The sequence below is a fragment of the Halalkalicoccus jeotgali B3 genome, assembly GCF_000196895.1.
Taxonomy (GTDB): Archaea; Halobacteriota; Halobacteria; order Halobacteriales; family Halalkalicoccaceae; genus Halalkalicoccus; species Halalkalicoccus jeotgali.
Genome location: NC_014298.1, coordinates 28,558 through 45,069, shown reverse-complemented (window position 1 = coordinate 45,069; position 16,512 = coordinate 28,558). Strand labels below are relative to the sequence as shown.

Sequence of the window (16,512 nt, the reverse complement as noted above, 5' to 3'; positions counted from 1 at the left end):
CGTTACCGGCCGAACCAATTCTATAAGTCATATGGGCAGGAAGACGGAGGTATGCGAGATGCATACGTGATCGGAGCCGGACAGTCCTCGTTCGGCTCCTTTCCCGAGGAGACCTACCTCTCACTGTTCGAGAGCGCCTTCGAGACGGCTCTCGACAGCGTCAGCGGAGACCTCTCGACAGAGGCGATCGACGAGGCGTATCTGGGGACGCTCGGCGTTGGGGGCCGGCAGATCGGCCTCTCGGGGCCGGCAGTAACCGAACACATCGGCTTGCACGGAGTCCCGACCACGCGGGTGGAAAACGCCTGTGCGGCCAGCGGCTACGCCTTCCGTCAGGCCGTTACCGCCGTGCGATCAGGCATGGTCGACGTGGCACTGGCCGGCGGCTACGAGGTGATGACGGACACGAGCGCCGACCAGACCAAGTGGTGGCTCGGCGTCAGCGGCGAGACCGAGTGGGAGCGCATCAGTGGAACCACCTTTGCCGGCGTTTATGCCCAAATGGCAAGTGCCCATCTCGAGAAGTACGACACGACCGTCGAGGACCTCTCTCGAGTTGCGGTAAAGAACCACGCCAACGGTGCGAAGAACCCCAAGGCTCACCTCGGTTTCGAGTGCTCACTTGAGGACGCCGTCTCGGCACCCTCCGTCGCCGACCCGCTCAACCTCTATCACTGCTGTCCGACCACGGACGGCGCGAGCGCGGTACTTGTCGCAAGCGAGGAGGTCGCCCGCGAGCACGGCGATGAATTGATCCGCGTCGCAGGCGCGGGTGCGGCGAGCGGGCGGGTGGGCCTCTTCCAGCGGGGCACGTTGACGAGCATCCCCGCAAGCGTTCAGGCCGGCGAGGCCGCCTACGAGGAGGCCGGAATCGGCCCCGAAGATCTCGATTTCGCGGAGGTCCACGACTGCTTCGCCATCGCCGAACTGCTGGCCTATGAGGATCTAGGCTTTTGCGAGCACGGCGAGGCCGGACGCCTCCTCAGGGAGGGCGTCACTGACCCCGACGGCGAGTTGCCAACCAACACCTCCGGCGGACTCAAATCCAAAGGCCACCCGATCGGTGCTACCGGAACGGGACAGATCGTCGAGGCGTTCGAGCAGTTCCGCGACAAGGCCCACGTCCAGATCGAGGAGCCGCGCTATGGACTGGCGCACAACGTCGGCGGTTCGGGCGGCGGGGTGACCGTCCACGTTTTCGAGCGGGAGGAAGCAGCATGAGAGGGATCGACGCCGGCGGGATCTATATCCCCCAGTTCCGGCTTTCGACCGAGGAGACGGCCGCGGCGTGGGGCCACGCCGATGCAGGCGGGATCAATCGGAAGGCGGTCCCCGCAGCTGACGAGGACGCGCTAACGATGGCCGTCACAGCGGCCGAGCGCGCCCTCGGGAACGCGTCCGCCGACCGCTCGGCGATCGCCCTCATTGCCGTCGCGACAACGACCCCGCCGATGGCCGAGGGCGATTTCGTTTCGCGGTTCGTCCGGATGCTCGCGCTACCCGAGGACGTCGCCGGCTCGATTTCGACCCAACACACCGCCGCTGGCGGAGAAGCGCTCGCGCGTGCACTCGACACCGACGGCCCGGCACTCGTCGTCGCGGCCGACTGTCCTGAGGGCGACCCCGCCAATACTGACCACGCCTTCGGGGCCGGTGCGGCGGCATTCATAATCGACGACGATGCGACGGTCCCGATCCGGGACGTCGCCTGGCATAACGACGAAACACCTGGCGTGCGTTTCCGGCCACGGGACGAACGCGAGGTCAACTCACTGGGGATCACAACCTACGAGCGGACGGCTGTTCGTGAGGCCGTGACGGAGGCGGTGACGGCTCTGGCGGTCGACGCGAGCGAGGCGACCGCTGCGGCGCTCCACCAGCGCGACGGGAAGTTCCCGTATCGGGTCGCAGGCGACCTAGCCTTCTCGAACGAAGCTGTGACGGCCGGGACCGTCGTGGATCGAATCGGCGACGCCGGAACGGCGTCGGTCCCAATTGGCCTGCTCGCCGCGCTCGCCGAGGCCAGTGAGAGAGAGACGACAGTTGGCGGCTTCTTCGGCGGCGGCAGCGCAGTTGCGGTCAGCCTTGAGGGCGGTCTCCCGGTCGCGGGGATCGACGAGCTCGACAGGGGGGAGTCGATCGATTATACGACGTACCTCCGCAAGCGTGGCTACGTTGTTGAGAGCGAGGTCGCAGGCGGCGGCGCGAATGTGAGCCTCCCGAACTGGCAAGGATCGCTCGACCAGCGCTACCGCCTAATCGCAGGTGAGTGTCCCGATTGTGGCGGAATCACGTTCCCGCCGCGGGGGGCCTGTCAGGAGTGTCACTCGCGAGTCGAGTTCAAGCGGATCGAAGCATCTCGAACAGGGACGATCCGAGCCTTAACGGTCATCGGCCAGGGCGGTGCCCCGCCGGAGTTCGCCGAATTACAGCAGCAGGAAGGTGCCTACACGGTCGCCATCGTCGCTCTCGAAGCCGGTAGTGGGGAGGCGACGCTGCCCGCACAATTAACGGATATCGATTCTAAAACGGTCGCGGTCGGTGACACCGTCCGAGCGACGATCCGGCGGATCTACACGCAAGAAGGGGTACCGCGCTACGGTGTCAAGTTCAAATCGGACGGGTAATTCTCGACGCACGGTCGGTAGCAAATCGACTCTCTGTTCGTCCGCTCGACGACGTCCAGTGCAGCCAGCCGGTCAAGGTGCGCGGCGGCCTCGCCAGCGCCAAACTTCGCGTGGATACCGCGCATTTCGCCGAAGAGGTCACGAGCGACGTTCCACGGCGTGGAATCATCGACTGTCGACAGCGCGTGAAAGGCCGCTCGGGCGCGTTCACAGTGGTGCGTTCGGACCTCGTCGACGGCCCTCGTTACGTTCATCGTCGTCCCATGGCCTGGTTCGCCCTCATCGAATCGGGCGTTTACTCGATCGATCGAAGTGAGATACGCCGCTAATGGATCGTTGGTGCGCGTATCGCTACCACCGACGTTCGGCGTGTACGTCGGGAGGAGGAGATCGCCGAGCAACAGCGTGTCGTCAATGGCGAATGAGCTATGTCCCAGTGTGTGGCCGGGTGTATGGACGAATTCTAGACCGGCGATCGTCTCACCGTCCTCGTGGGTTGTTATTGGATACCTCTCGGGTATCGGTGATGGGGAGTCCGAATCAAGCAGGGCTTCTCGTCGCAGCTTAGGAACGCCCCACCGTCGAAGGGTGGCGATGTCCCGATCAAGGCGACGCTGGCGTGCGGCTGCGTACTCGCCGACAAGAGGTGCGTCTGAGGAATGCATATGGAGCGTTGCATCTGCCGCTTCGGCTACTCGGCAGGCGAGACCGGCGTGATCCGAGTGCCAGTGTGTTACGACCACGTGCTCGACGGACGAGAGGGTAGGTTCGATCGCCTCAGTTAGTGCGGTCCAGGCTGTCTCAGTCGGCGGCCCTGGATCGACAATAACGCCCCGATCAGGGAAGTGATATGCGCTATTGACTCCTTCAGCCGTTCCCGTATCGACCGGAATTCGGATCAGTTTAGTCATTGGATTTCTCTTTCAAATCGAGATTGTCCCACTTCTCGAGGGATAGCTCTCGAACGTCCTCTGGATAGGAATTTTCGAACGTCACTCGGGGGGCAATGTACTCCTCGTCCCATTGGGGGTCCCAAGTCGCGTTGATGTAGAGGCGTGATCCTGTTTGACCATCCCGACGGTATCGCGGGATGCTGGCGGCAGGTGCATTGGGATCGCTGAAGATCCAGTCATTGCTCGGATGGGCTTTCACCCACATATCATCAAGCGCCCGTGCGAGGTCGTCGGGTTCAGTGTGCTCGTCCAGTATCAGAACCTTGTCGAAGAAGTCCGAGAACGAAAACAAGACGTTGGCCAACTGCCACTCGAATCCCGAGTAGAGGATCTCGCTGGAGACGAGACAGAGCCCAAGCCGCCCCTCGACGGGTAGCCGAATCCATGATACCGGCGAAACACCCCAGTAACCGTTGATACGTCGGTAAAGCTCCGCAGCCTCGACAAGTGCGGTCAGGTGTAGATCGTCGGTTAGCGGTGCTCCGAGGGGAATGAAGGGGACGACGGGATCCTCACGTGTTGCAATGGCATCAACCTCAACAGTCACGCCCACCGTCTCGCATCCCCGCTCCCAGACCGCAATTGGCCCAGAGACTCCATCGTTGACGTCGATGATCGAACCGTCGAGACGTACTTCTGCATCTGCAGGAACTGTTCGTCCATCGATATCCACGACGGCCGTCTCACCTAAGGCAGCCGCTAGTTTCGGAACAGCCGACGTAGTTCGATCTAATGTCCACCCCTGCAATGCAGTGACCAGCGGCGCTGCAGCGATGCCGAGAGAAATACTTGCTTGGCGGTTATCGCCACACCACTCGATGAACGGTTGAGGAACTGAGAGTCGTAGTTGGGATCGGCGGTGAATTGCTCCACGAACCGGTGCCCACGATGTCATCCCTTCGTGCTCAACGGCGATCAAACCAAGCGTGATCTGTTGTCGACCATTCGGCTCAACGGTCGGAAGTCCTAACGAAGCCGGATTACTTGAGGACTTGATCGTTGCAGCCGGCTCCTCAAGGATGATATCATCGGGTGCGCGTGTGTTTCGTCGAGAGACTGCCTCAAGAAGCTGTACGTAATCGTCCCCTTCGCGGTCAAGCGCTTTCTTGAGCCGGCGCCATGGTTGATGGGTGCGACTGGAAATCTGAGCGTGCCCTGCGTATATGCCGCTGGCTAAGTCGACTTCGCCGGACGTCGATGTGAATTGAAGCCCTTTACAGTCGTGTTTGAGCGCCTCTACCGCGACGGCTGCTGTTTCCTCGTCCCAGTGGACGTGTTCAGCTACCGTCAACAGGTCCTCGTTAGCGTCGAGAATTCGAAGATGGTCTCGGAAGGTTATCATCGAGATCCCCCTCTTTGTGCTGAGTCGGTAAACGGTAGCATATCAGGTTTTGCTCCTGCATCTTCAAGTATGGACCGTGCCCAATTTTGCAGATCATTGTCTACTGTACTGGTATCGAGGTCCTCATTACCTCTCGTTGCGTCGATGTACGCTTTGGCTGTCTTTGCTTTCGAGGTTCCCGTCTGGACATTCCCCTTTTCGCTGGGTGTCTGGTAGATGTTCAATGGGACCTTTGGCATCGTCTCAACGCCAAACTGATGGAAGTCGCTGTCAGGATCTGCGTGTAAAACGAGTGCTTCGAGAACCTCGCGCTGATCGAACGGATCGATGTCGGCGTCGACAAACACGAAGAAGTCAACGTGCAACATGCCCCATGTAGTGAAGATGAAGTTCGCGAGTTCGTGGAGGTATCCTGGATCCGTGTTTCCAGTTGAGACCACGTATGCACCCCGCGGGGTTGATGACCAGGGAACGCATTGATCAATCTCGAACCCGCCGGCTTGTAAGCCCAAAGTCGCGTCCGGTCCGACGCAGCCGACTTCCATCGAACTCGTCGAGTTCTCAGTGTAGCCGACACCTGTCCCCTCGACACAGAATGGAATGATCGGCTGTTTCCGATGAGTGATTCCGGTGACCCGTAGAGTCGGCATTGACCGCCGTGGACCGTGCATATAGCCGAAATAATCCCCAAACGGGCCCTCGTCAAGGCGGATATTTGGGATAATCTCACCCTCGATGATTAATTCAGCCGTCGCCGGAACTAGAAGGTCGTTTGTTTCACACGGAACTAATTCGATTGGCGACTCCTTCAGGCCACCAGCGAAGGCCGCCTCGCTCCGCCCGGTAGGGATCCACATTACTGAGGTATACTGGACGGCAGGTTCGGTACCGACGGCAATAGCGACCGGCATCGGTTTGTCCTCACGTTCATACTTGTAGTAGAAGAGATTTGGTGTCTGCTCGCCGGCTAACAACAACACGCTTGCTGTCTCGTTGTCGTGCATCATCGCCCGATGATATGACCAGTCGATCCAATCCGAATCCGGATCGGAAACGACCAGTGTATGGAGATTCGAATAGCGACCACCATCTCCAGCGTGAATATAGGGCCAGGGAAACTCAAGGAGGTCGACCTCGTCCTCAACGCGAGTAATCTCCTTACATGGGGCGTCTTCCGAGGAAATCGTCACAGGATCGCGCGGATTCTGGAGTCGTGAAATTGTCTCCCTATAAAATTCTTGGCGAGAAATGTCCCGCGGTAGATCGATACCCTGCGCGATACGATCCCAGGGCCGTCGCTGACTGCCACGATAGGGATCTCCGACCAATCGCATACCGTCGACGTCTTCGAACAAGGGTATTCCATGGTCTTGTTCGTTCGCCAGCATTGTCAACGCACTAGCCTCCAGGTTCCATGATATCCGATCCTCAATCTCAATAAGGTCGTTTTTCTCGTCAAGTCTCTGTAGATAGTTGCGCAAGCTATCAACCGTCATGTTTCTCCTGATTGGCATCTAATAATTCCTGATGTTCGAGTTCCACCTTGAGATCGACATACTCGTCTACGAGTTCCGGATAGGTATCGGCGAGGTATTCGAACATAATCGTCCGACTTGCTTGCGAGACAGAGCTATATTGGCCTGTTTCAACTAAATAGCGAAGCAACGTTTTCACTTCGTCAGACCGTGTATTAATGATATTCGCATCGTCCTTCACCTCCTTCAGTGTCGTCCGAAGGAGTTTCCTATCAACGCTTTCAGACTCAATGTCAGTTGTGAGGATTTCGATATACCACTTTTCTTCTTTGTTCTCATGGGGTCCCTTAACGACAGTCAGTGGGGCAGGATCGGTAAGGGCGTCAGGATTACGACTGATCCGGGCCCGTGTGTTGAATATCTCTCTTGTGTCCTTATCGCTAATCTGGAGCGTAATTTCCTTACCCTCGGGCTCGGGCGGAAGGTTGGTTTCGGACGTTACGTATTCCTCAGACATAGGCCGTAATACTCCTTTTCAAGCCGAATAGATAAGCTCTTGGTGTGTCGTAACATATCTGTTGACGACTCTACGATCGGAGATATCATAAATACCTATTCAGAAATTGAATTGTGGATAGCTCGTTAGCAGGTGAACATTTTTGATTAGAGTTTACCAGCTCGTTAGTAAATGTATTCTGTGTCTCAAAATGACAAAATATCAGCAAAAATACTATACCTCCATGACTGGAAAGGATATATGAGTTACCACTATAGAGTCTCTAGTTTAGTAAAATGAATAGCAGCAGCTTTTCGGCAAGGAGATGTAGTATGAATCCTACTGTAAATAGCAAATAAATGACTGATTAGGACCAAGTTCCACCGAGAACGAACAAATGGAGGCTCCCACGAGTAAGACAGACCAGAGTGAGCAGATCACGATCACTCTCTTGTGGGACGCCTACGAGGCGTACGGGTGGGAGCAGTTTTCTCGAGTTGTTTGCCACGAACTGATCCACGCCTGGCAGTATCATAAGGACGGTGAGGATGACCACGAGTCGAGTTTCAAACAATGGGTTGAACCACTGGAAACGGATTGTCATTGTCAGCGGTATGCCGAACCGAAGTACTGGGTGATCTGCAAAGCGTGTGAGAGTCGTGACCCCCGATATCGACGGTCGGAAGTCATGAAACAACCCGAGAAGTATTTCTGTGGGCAATGTGGTGGGGAGACCTCGATTGAAGAAGTGTAGTATAGGTTTGTGTGGTCTTGTGCAACAACTTCTGTAGTGAGAAACGTGATGTTGCACAAGGTGCGAGTCAGACTTTATTATGTAATGCGAGAAGAAGCGTACGTAACGTGTAGAGACGTAGACTGATACATCTCTTTTCAAAAATACGTCTTGTAATCGGTAATGCAGACATTGCAATTGTCTCACTATCTGGAACTTTTTCACCAATTAGATACATATTCTTAGTAACTGTATTGCGGTAGCAGAGGAGTAATCAAAATGTCAGAGTCAACGTCGGAAAACACTGAGAGCAAATCTATTAAAGATATTTTACAACTGATTCAGGAGTTATCTCAGGAGGAAGCAAAAGAACTCTTCTCAAGGATGTCCTCACCGACTGAAAATAGAAGGTCCCGGCCGGTACCTGTTCCATATCCTGTTCTAGTGCAGTCACAAAGACGCCACAGGCGTAGATGGGAGGATCTCTTTCCACCGGGTTGGCCAACTTGGCCAGATGAAATTGATTTTCCAGATCCAACAGATCCGGTAGGACCACCGGTACCCCCTGACTTTGATCCAATAGATCCAGGCTGGCCACCGCATCCGGAACCGATAGATCCCTCTCCACCATCACCCCCATCGCCACCGGACACTCCGCCAGAAGAGGAAGAAGAAAAAAAGAAGCAGATGTTTAGTGTTATGTCTACTCAACACTCCCCTGTGGTGGCGCAGTCAGTTGGCCAACCGGTGATTTCAGCGAGGATGACCGCCGACATTAGTAGGTCTGACTCAGATACTGCAATTCCAATCCGTGACGTCAATATGACCCTCAATATCCCTGCCGACTCCGAAGATAAAGCAACATCATATATCAGCAATCTACAGCGAGCTGCTATGGATACTGTCGAAATATGGCTGGAGTCTAATATACACGGAAGTGACTCCAGAGACGAAGCCAGATACTCAGAGTATCACTTTGAGGCTGAAGAGCTCACTGTGGAGGTGAATCTGTATTAAGGCAGTCGAACGGCTGCAACGTGTTTCCAGTTCGCCTGCATTACGTAGTTGGAGAAGCTGTCCCCTTTAGAGGTCGCGGGGCTGAACGGTCTTGCGATCGTTGTCTGTGGCTCGTTGGGCGGCCCCCTCGAGTAGTTCTTCGACTTCTTCGTCGAGTGCGTCGTAGAAATCCGACGCGACGTTCTGATCATCAAGCGCATCTTTGACTGCCGCCTGAACAATGAGGTCTGCCATCAATTGTGTCTACAGAGGTACTGCTGTAGACTTTCTGCTTGGGAGAGTATGAAAAGAGCGTCAGTAGACCGCTCTGGAGGGCGTGTGGAGTCACTGGAGCTGCCCACCCAAGACCGGCAGTACGCGTCCACCGACTTCGACATCGATACTGTCTGCTGATTGGGATGCTCGGAGTCGAAGCAGTGAGGGACGATTCATCTCGTATCGCTGTTCGACAGTTATCCCGATCTCATCAGCGCCAAAATAGCCTTCTCGAACGAGGTAGGCGGCAAGACACCCGTTCGAGGAGCCAGTGAGGCGGCCTAGGCAAGGACTGAGTATAGACGTATACGACTCGTTTCTTAGTATGGTATGGCATTCCATGTCTTAGTCCCGATGAATGACTCCGTGATGGCTACGAAAGCCCTCGAATTCGCGCTTGAAACGTACACTGATGCCGAGTTCACGGTCCTCAACGTTATCGGTGTCCCCTCGTGGTACATGGGAAGCGCCACTGGATTGGTACTTTCGGGTGATCTCCCAGAGACGGCTCGATCTCAAGCAGAGAGCGTCTTCGAGGCGGCTCGGGAAGTGGCTAGCAAACATGACATCGAAATCACCACCATCATTGATGTAGGCAACCCATCACGAGCGATCACTAAGCGAGCGACAGATTTTGATATTGTCGTCATTGGGGGCCATGAACGTGAGCTTTCGTCACGGCTACTGATCGGAAACGTCGCTGCAACGGTCACTCGCCAATCGCCGGTGCCAGTGACGGTCGTTGGATAATCAACAGTCCTGTAACACACGAGACAGCGCTACGAGGAGCGGCTTGAAGACTACACTGAGTACCTGCCAGTGTTCACGGCGACAATTCTCATCGTGGTGGGTATCGGATTTATTCTGAAGGTTTTCTACCAAATCGATTCTATAGACCGCTGTTTTGTAGCGTCTTTGTGGCTCCCTCATCGAAAACCGTGAGAGAACGACTACTGACTAAGAGACCCTGATTTCAAATAGTATATATATATATCGATCTATAGTAGAGACATTGCAAGCAGATGGTTGAAGACGATCGCATGAACAAGTTAACGAGTTTCCAGCGAGACAGCCTGTGGATAATCGCCGGCCTGAGCAAACCGAACGGAGTGACAATCAAAGACGAACTCGAAGCGTATTATGATACTGCGATTCAGGCTGGGCGACTCTATCCGAATCTCGATACGCTTGTGAACAAAGGGCTGGCCAGAAAGGACAAGGTAGACGGGCGAACGAACGCATATATTCTAACCGATCACGGTCATCGAGCACTTGACGCGCGCTGTAAGTGGATCGAGACGTACCTCAATGGGATTGCAGACGAATGAACTACACCGGTTGATTACCTCGCGATGAGTGCCAGATTGCCTGAAGGGATACCGCTGAAACAAGACAGAGTCAATGAACTACCCCAACCTACTCCGGCGCTTCGCACCTTCGTTGTAGCTGGAGCTTCCTGTTTGTACGCCGGAACGTGCATCCACTGTGGATACAACGGTTTCAGATCGCGCAGACGTTTCCCTCGTTATACGGCTCGGAGTAACCACTCTTACCGGTGAGACACTCACAGTCACAGTCACAGTCCCGACTCTCAGTTCTCGTTTTCCGTTCGTTTCTCGTGACTGGGAGACTGAAGAACGCTAACATACTTCACCGGAGCCGTGTAGTCGACCGTATGGTCAAAGAACAGGATGGCAACGTCGTTTTGGACGACCTCGACCGAGAGATCCTCTATGAATTACAGCAAGATGCACGGAAGACGACCCACGAGGAGATCAGCACCACAGTCGGGGTCTCACAGAGTACGGTCCGCAATCGAATTACCGCACTCGAAGAGGCGGGCGTTATCAAAACGTACGCCCCAGAACTCGACTACGAACGAGCCGGGTTCTCGCTTCGCGTCCAATTCATCTGTACAGCCCGAATGGACCACCGCCATCAGGCGGCACGTGATGCCTTAGACATCGGTGGTGTCATCACCGTCCAAGAGATGGTGACGAGTGAGCACAATCTCCTTATTGAAGTGATCGCGACGAGTTCGCAGGATCTGACGGAGATCACGCGTGAACTCGGGAATCTGAACCTCGATATTCACACGTCCCAGATCGTCACGAGTACGTTCAATCAGCCGTTCAATTATTTCGAGCATAGTCACTCTCGAGCTGAGAGTTCCGACGTCCCTGAAGACACCACGATCGAGCACGCTCCACCTGCTGATCAAGAGTGAATTTGGTTACAATCGCTGTGAATTTCGCACTAAACGTGATACTGAGCAGAACATTAATGTGGAGTAAGCGCGTTACTGTTGCGTGAGAGGGATTAGCGAGAACCTACAGAAAGGGTGCCTCTGACACACCTCGCCCCCTCTCGCCCCATTTGGGGTTCAATGAGGCAATCAATACTAGGGGATAGTGTTACTTAAATATCACTATCCCCTCCCCCAATCTGCGATTTTCGCAGAAGAGACGCGTTCCGTTGTTTCGGTTCGGGACCGGGATTGACGAGGCGCATTGGCTCACCTTCGCTCGGTCCGAGGGTAGTAGTATCCCCTCGTCTTCGCTGTTGCACTCCCGACTGAACCCGATCACCTGGCGGCGGTCCTTTCGTGCTTGCGGTATAACGACTATCCCGAACGAGCGAGGAATCCCCGTCTCGGAACGACCGACGGGAGTGAGAATACGGCGTTACTTGCTCGTGAGCAAGGGTTCCGGTCGTGAACTGTGACACGTACCGGAGAATAGTCTACACCCGCCGATCGCAACCTGAGGGACCGAGAGATACAGATGAAGCATTTATCGCTTGGAGGAGAGAGGAACCAGTATGAAGAAGGTGGCTCTGACGGAGGCGTTTGCTTCATTCGATGAACACTGGTCCCCGCGACTCGCGGGTGAACTCAACGGACAGGCAGTCAAGCTCGCCAAAGTCGAGGGGGAGTTCGTCTGGCACCAGCATGAAGATGCGGACGAGCTATTCTTGGTGACATCGGGCGAACTTCGAATCGAGTTCCAACACGAGTCAGATGTAGTCCTACAAGAAGGTGAGTTTGTAATTGTTCCACAGGGCATTGAACACCGCCCGGTCGCCGAAAACGAAGCGAAAATTCTGCTATTTGAACCGAGCGAGACGCGCAATACGGGGAACGTCGAAACCGAACAAACAAGAACGGAGTTAAAAGAAATCGAATAGCCTAAATCGTTGCTATCACCGGGGAAAAGGGCGGGGTACGACGATACGTTCGCACAACTACCTACCAATTGTTTCACTTGACTATCTAGGAAATCGAGAGAGGCTGATAGATACAGAACACGGGTTTCCGTATCGGCGTCCCAGTGGAACAGATATTCTCGCTGAGTCTCATTTCGAATTTCAATGCCCAGATGTCCATGACCACGACCTCCTCGTAATTATGCGAGAGGGTACGAACATATATCAGACAGAGACGCGAACAGTGTTGATAGAGGTGTCCAGTATGTCCGAGTCCTCGCGAGATGGGGTCCAGTCGTGGACCGAGTCAATGAGCGCGCGCGAACGCATTCGGTCGGTTGCCGAGACGCTTCGCGAACCCCGATCAGTCAATTGGATCAGCGAGCAGGCCGACGCCGCCTGGAGTACGACTAACGAAGAACTCCAAGACCTTGTTGAGCAGGGACAGCTGCGCCGCGTCGAAGCCGGCGAGACGACACTCTATCAGCCGGACTACACGCGATTGCTCTTCGAGGAAATCCGCACGCTCATCGAGGAGAACCCGCGTGAGGAGCTTCGGAGCGAATTGGCCGCGATCACAGAGGAAATCGAGGGGTGGCAGGCGACCTACGACGTCGAGACGTGGGAGGATCTCGAACAGTCGCTTGCCGACGGGACTCTTGCAAGTGATGAGCTCCGTGAACGCCGGGATGTCATCGCGTTCTGGCGCGAAAACGAGGAAGATCGTCGACTCATCAAGCATGCACTAGAACTCTACTCAGATGTCGAATCAGCTCGCGAGCAGATGACTACTGTGGCAGATCGTGCCACGAGCTAATTCTCGATTCACACGATGATTTTTCTCGCTGGTCGCGATCGATATACACAGCGGACCCTCCTCCGAGACGTTCACGACCGATTGACGGATCAGGCTAGTTGTGAGAATGTGCGGTATCGCCCGTCTCGACGACGGCCTCGGTACATCATCGCGGATGTCGATCCAACAACGTTACTGAGTACTCCCTACGACGTGGAGAACGCACGACTGGAAATTCGCTTCTGGTACCCAGTTGGTGTCGATCACGAATACTATCGCATCAACTGGGTCGAACCGGATCGGAGCCTAATGCTCGGCTTTCATCAGGATGCCGATCATCCGGACTTGGGGTCCTGCCACATCCAGCTTAATTATGAAGATACACCCGTCAATCGACATGGTGCGACGTTTTTCGATGCGCATCCACTCGCCGTCCTCGATGATCGACTGCAGCAACTCCCAGCAGCGATAGATTCGATTAACTGGGAGACTGGAACTCCCTCGCTCCCTACATGGCCGGTATAGACAGAGAATCTATTCATCATACGGTTTCCGGCGGCTTCTAAGTAGATGAGTAGCGTGATGGGTACAAAGACTGTGTAACATGCAATTCTTCAATGAACCTATGAAAAACGCCTCAAATTGGAAGTATGAGTGAGCAATTCGTCCAGCAGGTTGAACCTGAGGAGGCGTTCGCAGCTCTCGCTGATGAGACAAGACTAGGAATCTTGCAGACACTCTGGAAGTCCGATACTCAGACGATGACGTTTTCCGAGTTGCGTCGGGCTGTTGGAATACGGGATCCGGGCCAATTCAACTATCACCTCGGAAAACTTGTTGGACAGTTCGTCACTAAGGTCGACGGGAAATACCGGCTTACGCAAGGCGGGTAAGCACGTAAACGGAGCGATTGCGTCGGGAGCATACACGGTGCAGGGGGCTATCGACCCGATTGTGTTGGATCACCTCTGCCAAGTAAGTGACGAGCCTCTAATACTACGATATGAAAACGAAACCGTTCGGGTCGAATGCAATGGCTGTCCGTCATGTTTGTCCGGATGGAAGGCTCCTATTCCACCTGCCGTGTTTGCCGGGTACGACCGTGAAAAGATTCCAGAGATCGTGAGTCAGTATCTCCGGACGATATCTCAACACGCTATCAACGGCTTTTGCCCCTACTGCAACGGCCGGATGGAGTCGACAGTGAGAGCTTATGACGCGAGGGACGTAGATCCGGTATCAGCAGCGGATAGGTCTGAAGACGCGGATGATCGTTTTCATGACCACCCAGAGGTTCAGTTCGACTGTCAACGGTGTATTATCGAGGCAACGCTTGCGGTGGATCATGCGCTCTTGCTCGCGGAGCCAGCTGTCACCAATTTTTATTACGAGAACGGAATCCTTCTACAGGACTGCCTTATCTGGGAGTTCTCCGAACTTAACCTCGACAACGTAGAAATAGAACACCGAAAACCGATCCGGGTGGCTGTAACATTCCGGATCGATGAATCCGCGCTTACAGTTGTCGTTAATGAGACATTCGATGTTAAGGTAACAGACGAGATATAGAACAGGAGTTCTGTTTGTCCTGTAACATAAATATCATTCTAATTAGATTTATAGCCATGTCGTTCGATCGATCGGCACATGCGTGGACCGTTTCGAAGTCGGACATTTCGTCGATTGTTCGCGGGTCGTGTGATCACCAATGTCGGCGACAGCTTCTATTTCGTCGGTGCGATGTGGCTCGTCTACAGCCTGACCAACGATCCCCTCTACACGGGAGTAGCTGGATTCGTGACAATGGTTCCGCAAGCGTTTCAGTTCCTTGCAGGTCCGCTGGTCGATCAGTGGTCAATTCAGCGAATTCTCGTCGGCACGCAGCTTATTCAAGCCGCCGTTGTCTCGCTGATTCCAATCGCCCACATTCTCGGCTTTCTCACCGTCGAGCTGGTGCTCATCGTGATGCCAGTTCTTTCTGCACTCAACCAACTGGTGTACCCCGCCCAGATTACCGCACTCCCGCGTATTCTTGATGACGAGGAGCTGGTCGCAGCTAATTCGGCGTTCTCGGTTGCCTACCAAGGGTTCGATATGGTGGCAAACGGGATCGGCGGCATACTTATCGGTCTGTTCGGCGCGGTCGCATTGTTCGCACTCGACGCCCTCACGTTCGGGATCGCTGCAATCGTGTTTGCGACCGTCTCGATTCCGCCCGCGAATACGGTGACAGCCGACGATCGACCGAGGGATGAGTTGACGGGTGCCGACAAATTAGCGGATGTTTCGACACGTCCATTGGCTGGCGACGAAAGCGGAGCCGCACGCGGTTCTAACCCCCTTGTCATGGACAGTGGCGGTAGCCACATAGAATCCGAGAATACCAACTCCTACGTCGCACGTATGCGCGAAGGGATGGCAGTTATTCGTGGAACGTTCCTTGTGCCGCTGTTAGCCGGAGCAGTAATCGCCAACTTTTCCGTCGGAATGATACTGGCAGCGACGCCCCCGTACGCTGACGCCCTCGCCGTTCCTGGGGCGCTGAACCTGATTGGTGCAGCCGGGGCTTATGGAATTCTCATGGCATCGATCGCAGCTGGGGGCTTCGTTGGAGCGATAGCTACGAATCTCGTCGCTGATTGCCGATTAGGACGGAGCATGGTTGTGGGGTACACCCTCGCAGGGGTACTCTGGAGCGGTGCGCTCCTCGCTAACTGGCTCCCATTGACGGCCTTGCTCTTCGCGCTGGCGTACATCCCCATTGGAATCCTCGCCGTCCAAGTAGCTGCTGTCGTCCAATCTGCACCCCTTGCAGAGATGGTTGGACGGGTAAGTAGCGTTCATGGTTCTGCCTCGGCATCCATGGTTCCGATCGGTTCACTAGCTGGTGGCGTCGTCGCTGGCTGGCTCAGCCCACAAGTGGCGATGGCTTCCCTCGGGATCGCAACATTCTCGCTGGCCCTTTATGTCCTCGTGAATCCAGATCTTCGTGAAATGCGAGCTCCCGATCGCATGACGATCAATTTGTAAGGAGGACCTGTATTTGGGAGATACACGTCCTCCATTCAACACGGCTCTATCAACACCGCTCGTCCGTGACCAGATCACAGGAGGGCGAACGCAGCTCCTCCGACCAGACATAGGAGAGCGATACCAACGAATAGTGAGAGAGTCGTTTGGTCAGCTTCGGGCTTCGTCGCACCGAATCCACCCACCTCAAAGAGGGTGCCAACACCAACGATAATTGCCCCACATCCGCCAAGGAACGCCATCAGCAGCCATCCGCTCAATCCCTCGTGGAGAAGCTGGACGCCTGCGGTTCCAGCGAGCCAGAGGCCACTCACTAACGGAGCAATCCCGCCAGTATTCGTATTTGACATGAATGATTCCTTCGTATCCATAGTGAAAAGTATGTCTGATACTCTCCTTCAACGCATTATCTATCGATACACACCCGCAGTCTACGTATTAGTATAATCACGATATAATGATATGAAACCAAGTCAGTCAGATCAGTCCCTGCTATCCCCCTTGTGCAACAATCGCCTTTCTGAGAAGGAGGAGATGTTACACAAGGTAACACGAATAAAAAAATATTAGAAATTAGATATAGT

The 16,512-nt window shown here is 54.8% G+C and carries 19 protein-coding genes and 1 pseudogene; 13 read left to right on the top strand and 7 right to left on the bottom strand.

Annotated elements, in window-relative coordinates:
* Positions 1–51 precede the first annotated feature (51 nt).
* Positions 52–1,221 carry a thiolase C-terminal domain-containing protein gene (locus HACJB3_RS14970; RefSeq protein WP_008413992.1) on the top strand — a complete coding sequence of 390 codons (1,170 nt, stop codon included), beginning with the start codon at positions 52–54 and terminating at the stop codon, positions 1,219–1,221.
* Positions 1,218–2,627, top strand: coding sequence for a zinc ribbon domain-containing protein (locus HACJB3_RS14965; protein WP_008413993.1), 1,410 nt, complete (start codon positions 1,218–1,220; stop codon positions 2,625–2,627). Before HACJB3_RS14970 ends, HACJB3_RS14965 begins: the two co-directional genes overlap by 4 nt.
* Here HACJB3_RS14965 and HACJB3_RS18880 read toward each other — a convergent pair.
* From HACJB3_RS18880 to HACJB3_RS14945, 4 genes are read right to left on the bottom strand one after another with little or no spacing between them, the layout of a single operon-like run.
* Positions 2,597–3,538 (bottom strand): MBL fold metallo-hydrolase, encoded by a 942-nt coding sequence (locus HACJB3_RS18880; protein WP_174264864.1) that lies wholly within the window; start codon positions 3,536–3,538, stop codon positions 2,597–2,599. The two genes, HACJB3_RS14965 and HACJB3_RS18880, sit on opposite strands and share 31 nt — an antisense overlap.
* On the bottom strand, positions 3,531–4,922 hold the full coding sequence (locus tag HACJB3_RS14955) for a UbiD family decarboxylase (RefSeq protein ID WP_008413997.1): 1,392 nt from the start codon (positions 4,920–4,922) through the stop codon (positions 3,531–3,533). Before HACJB3_RS14955 ends, HACJB3_RS18880 begins: the two co-directional genes overlap by 8 nt.
* A complete protein-coding gene (locus HACJB3_RS14950) occupies positions 4,919–6,418 on the bottom strand; it encodes a UbiD family decarboxylase (RefSeq protein WP_008413998.1) in 1,500 nt (499 codons plus the stop codon). Before HACJB3_RS14950 ends, HACJB3_RS14955 begins: the two co-directional genes overlap by 4 nt.
* The gene (locus HACJB3_RS14945; protein WP_008413999.1) at positions 6,408–6,914 is read right to left on the bottom strand and encodes a hypothetical protein; all 507 of its coding nucleotides are present in this window, start codon (positions 6,912–6,914) and stop codon (positions 6,408–6,410) included. Before HACJB3_RS14945 ends, HACJB3_RS14950 begins: the two co-directional genes overlap by 11 nt.
* Positions 6,915–7,290: 376 nt before the next feature.
* Here HACJB3_RS14945 and HACJB3_RS14940 point away from each other — a divergent pair, with 376 nt between their 5' ends.
* Entirely contained in the window at positions 7,291–7,647 is a 357-nt protein-coding gene (locus HACJB3_RS14940; protein ID WP_008414001.1) for a SprT-like domain-containing protein, read from the top strand.
* A 258-nt stretch (positions 7,648–7,905) separates the two neighbouring features.
* Positions 7,906–8,643, top strand: a complete 738-nt coding sequence (locus tag HACJB3_RS21105; protein ID WP_174264863.1) for a hypothetical protein — start codon at positions 7,906–7,908, stop codon at positions 8,641–8,643.
* A 66-nt stretch (positions 8,644–8,709) separates the two neighbouring features.
* Here the strand turns inward: HACJB3_RS21105 and HACJB3_RS14925 are convergent, their stop codons facing one another.
* Both HACJB3_RS14925 and HACJB3_RS20715 read right to left on the bottom strand, forming a co-directional pair.
* Positions 8,710–8,877, bottom strand: coding sequence for a DUF1931 family protein (locus HACJB3_RS14925; protein ID WP_008414005.1), 168 nt, complete (start codon positions 8,875–8,877; stop codon positions 8,710–8,712).
* A 90-nt stretch (positions 8,878–8,967) separates the two neighbouring features.
* Positions 8,968–9,171, bottom strand: a pseudogene (locus HACJB3_RS20715) (phenazine biosynthesis protein); the annotation flags it as partial.
* A 57-nt stretch (positions 9,172–9,228) separates the two neighbouring features.
* Between HACJB3_RS20715 and HACJB3_RS14920 the strand changes: the two are divergent.
* The 9 genes from HACJB3_RS14920 (at position 9,229) to HACJB3_RS14885 (ending at position 15,928) form a co-directional block, all read left to right on the top strand.
* Positions 9,229–9,648 (top strand): universal stress protein, encoded by a 420-nt coding sequence (locus tag HACJB3_RS14920; RefSeq protein ID WP_008414006.1) that lies wholly within the window; start codon positions 9,229–9,231, stop codon positions 9,646–9,648.
* A gap of 290 nt (positions 9,649–9,938) precedes the next feature.
* Complete coding sequence (locus HACJB3_RS14915; RefSeq protein WP_008414007.1) at positions 9,939–10,226, top strand: helix-turn-helix transcriptional regulator; 288 nt, start codon at positions 9,939–9,941, stop codon at positions 10,224–10,226.
* A 347-nt stretch (positions 10,227–10,573) separates the two neighbouring features.
* On the top strand, positions 10,574–11,125 hold the full coding sequence (locus HACJB3_RS14910; protein WP_008414008.1) for an Lrp/AsnC family transcriptional regulator: 552 nt from the start codon (positions 10,574–10,576) through the stop codon (positions 11,123–11,125).
* Between the two features lie 593 nt (positions 11,126–11,718).
* The gene (locus HACJB3_RS14905) at positions 11,719–12,084 is read left to right on the top strand and encodes a cupin domain-containing protein (RefSeq protein ID WP_008414009.1); all 366 of its coding nucleotides are present in this window, start codon (positions 11,719–11,721) and stop codon (positions 12,082–12,084) included.
* 283 nt (positions 12,085–12,367) lie between these two features.
* Positions 12,368–12,919: a DUF7342 family protein gene (locus tag HACJB3_RS14900; protein ID WP_008414010.1), complete on the top strand. Its 552-nt coding sequence runs from the start codon at positions 12,368–12,370 to the stop codon at positions 12,917–12,919.
* Between the two features lie 15 nt (positions 12,920–12,934).
* Positions 12,935–13,423 (top strand): hypothetical protein, encoded by a 489-nt coding sequence (locus HACJB3_RS21255; RefSeq protein ID WP_081461335.1) that lies wholly within the window; start codon positions 12,935–12,937, stop codon positions 13,421–13,423.
* 125 nt (positions 13,424–13,548) lie between these two features.
* On the top strand, positions 13,549–13,791 hold the full coding sequence (locus tag HACJB3_RS14895; RefSeq protein WP_008414012.1) for a winged helix-turn-helix domain-containing protein: 243 nt from the start codon (positions 13,549–13,551) through the stop codon (positions 13,789–13,791).
* A gap of 37 nt (positions 13,792–13,828) precedes the next feature.
* Positions 13,829–14,467 carry a DUF7351 domain-containing protein gene (locus HACJB3_RS14890; protein WP_238532903.1) on the top strand — a complete coding sequence of 213 codons (639 nt, stop codon included), beginning with the start codon at positions 13,829–13,831 and terminating at the stop codon, positions 14,465–14,467.
* A gap of 78 nt (positions 14,468–14,545) precedes the next feature.
* Entirely contained in the window at positions 14,546–15,928 is a 1,383-nt protein-coding gene (locus tag HACJB3_RS14885; protein WP_081461334.1) for an MFS transporter, read from the top strand.
* Between the two features lie 74 nt (positions 15,929–16,002).
* On the opposite strand, the gene HACJB3_RS14880 is transcribed toward HACJB3_RS14885, so the two are convergent.
* Positions 16,003–16,299: a hypothetical protein gene (locus HACJB3_RS14880; protein WP_008414016.1), complete on the bottom strand. Its 297-nt coding sequence runs from the start codon at positions 16,297–16,299 to the stop codon at positions 16,003–16,005.
* Positions 16,300–16,512 lie beyond the last annotated feature (213 nt).

Excerpts from the sequence above, each read along its gene's own strand:
- HACJB3_RS14925 (WP_008414005.1), bottom strand. The coding sequence starts at position 8,877 with ATGGCAGACCTCATTGTTCAGGCGGCAGTCAAAGATGCGCTTGATGAT.
- HACJB3_RS14885 (WP_081461334.1), top strand. The coding sequence starts at position 14,546 with ATGCGTGGACCGTTTCGAAGTCGGACATTTCGTCGATTGTTCGCGGGT.
- HACJB3_RS14910 (WP_008414008.1), top strand. The coding sequence starts at position 10,574 with ATGGTCAAAGAACAGGATGGCAACGTCGTTTTGGACGACCTCGACCGA.
- HACJB3_RS14965 (WP_008413993.1), top strand. The coding sequence starts at position 1,218 with ATGAGAGGGATCGACGCCGGCGGGATCTATATCCCCCAGTTCCGGCTT.
- HACJB3_RS14880 (WP_008414016.1), bottom strand. The coding sequence starts at position 16,299 with ATGGATACGAAGGAATCATTCATGTCAAATACGAATACTGGCGGGATT.
- HACJB3_RS14905 (WP_008414009.1), top strand. The coding sequence starts at position 11,719 with ATGAAGAAGGTGGCTCTGACGGAGGCGTTTGCTTCATTCGATGAACAC.
- HACJB3_RS14950 (WP_008413998.1), bottom strand. The coding sequence starts at position 6,418 with ATGACGGTTGATAGCTTGCGCAACTATCTACAGAGACTTGACGAGAAA.
- HACJB3_RS14900 (WP_008414010.1), top strand. The coding sequence starts at position 12,368 with ATGTCCGAGTCCTCGCGAGATGGGGTCCAGTCGTGGACCGAGTCAATG.
- HACJB3_RS14945 (WP_008413999.1), bottom strand. The coding sequence starts at position 6,914 with ATGTCTGAGGAATACGTAACGTCCGAAACCAACCTTCCGCCCGAGCCC.
- HACJB3_RS21255 (WP_081461335.1), top strand. The coding sequence starts at position 12,935 with ATGATTTTTCTCGCTGGTCGCGATCGATATACACAGCGGACCCTCCTC.
- HACJB3_RS14920 (WP_008414006.1), top strand. The coding sequence starts at position 9,229 with ATGGCATTCCATGTCTTAGTCCCGATGAATGACTCCGTGATGGCTACG.
- HACJB3_RS21105 (WP_174264863.1), top strand. The coding sequence starts at position 7,906 with ATGTCAGAGTCAACGTCGGAAAACACTGAGAGCAAATCTATTAAAGAT.
- HACJB3_RS14970 (WP_008413992.1), top strand. The coding sequence starts at position 52 with ATGCGAGATGCATACGTGATCGGAGCCGGACAGTCCTCGTTCGGCTCC.
- HACJB3_RS14895 (WP_008414012.1), top strand. The coding sequence starts at position 13,549 with ATGAGTGAGCAATTCGTCCAGCAGGTTGAACCTGAGGAGGCGTTCGCA.
- HACJB3_RS18880 (WP_174264864.1), bottom strand. The coding sequence starts at position 3,538 with ATGACTAAACTGATCCGAATTCCGGTCGATACGGGAACGGCTGAAGGA.
- HACJB3_RS14915 (WP_008414007.1), top strand. The coding sequence starts at position 9,939 with ATGAACAAGTTAACGAGTTTCCAGCGAGACAGCCTGTGGATAATCGCC.
- HACJB3_RS14940 (WP_008414001.1), top strand. The coding sequence starts at position 7,291 with ATGGAGGCTCCCACGAGTAAGACAGACCAGAGTGAGCAGATCACGATC.
- HACJB3_RS14955 (WP_008413997.1), bottom strand. The coding sequence starts at position 4,922 with ATGATAACCTTCCGAGACCATCTTCGAATTCTCGACGCTAACGAGGAC.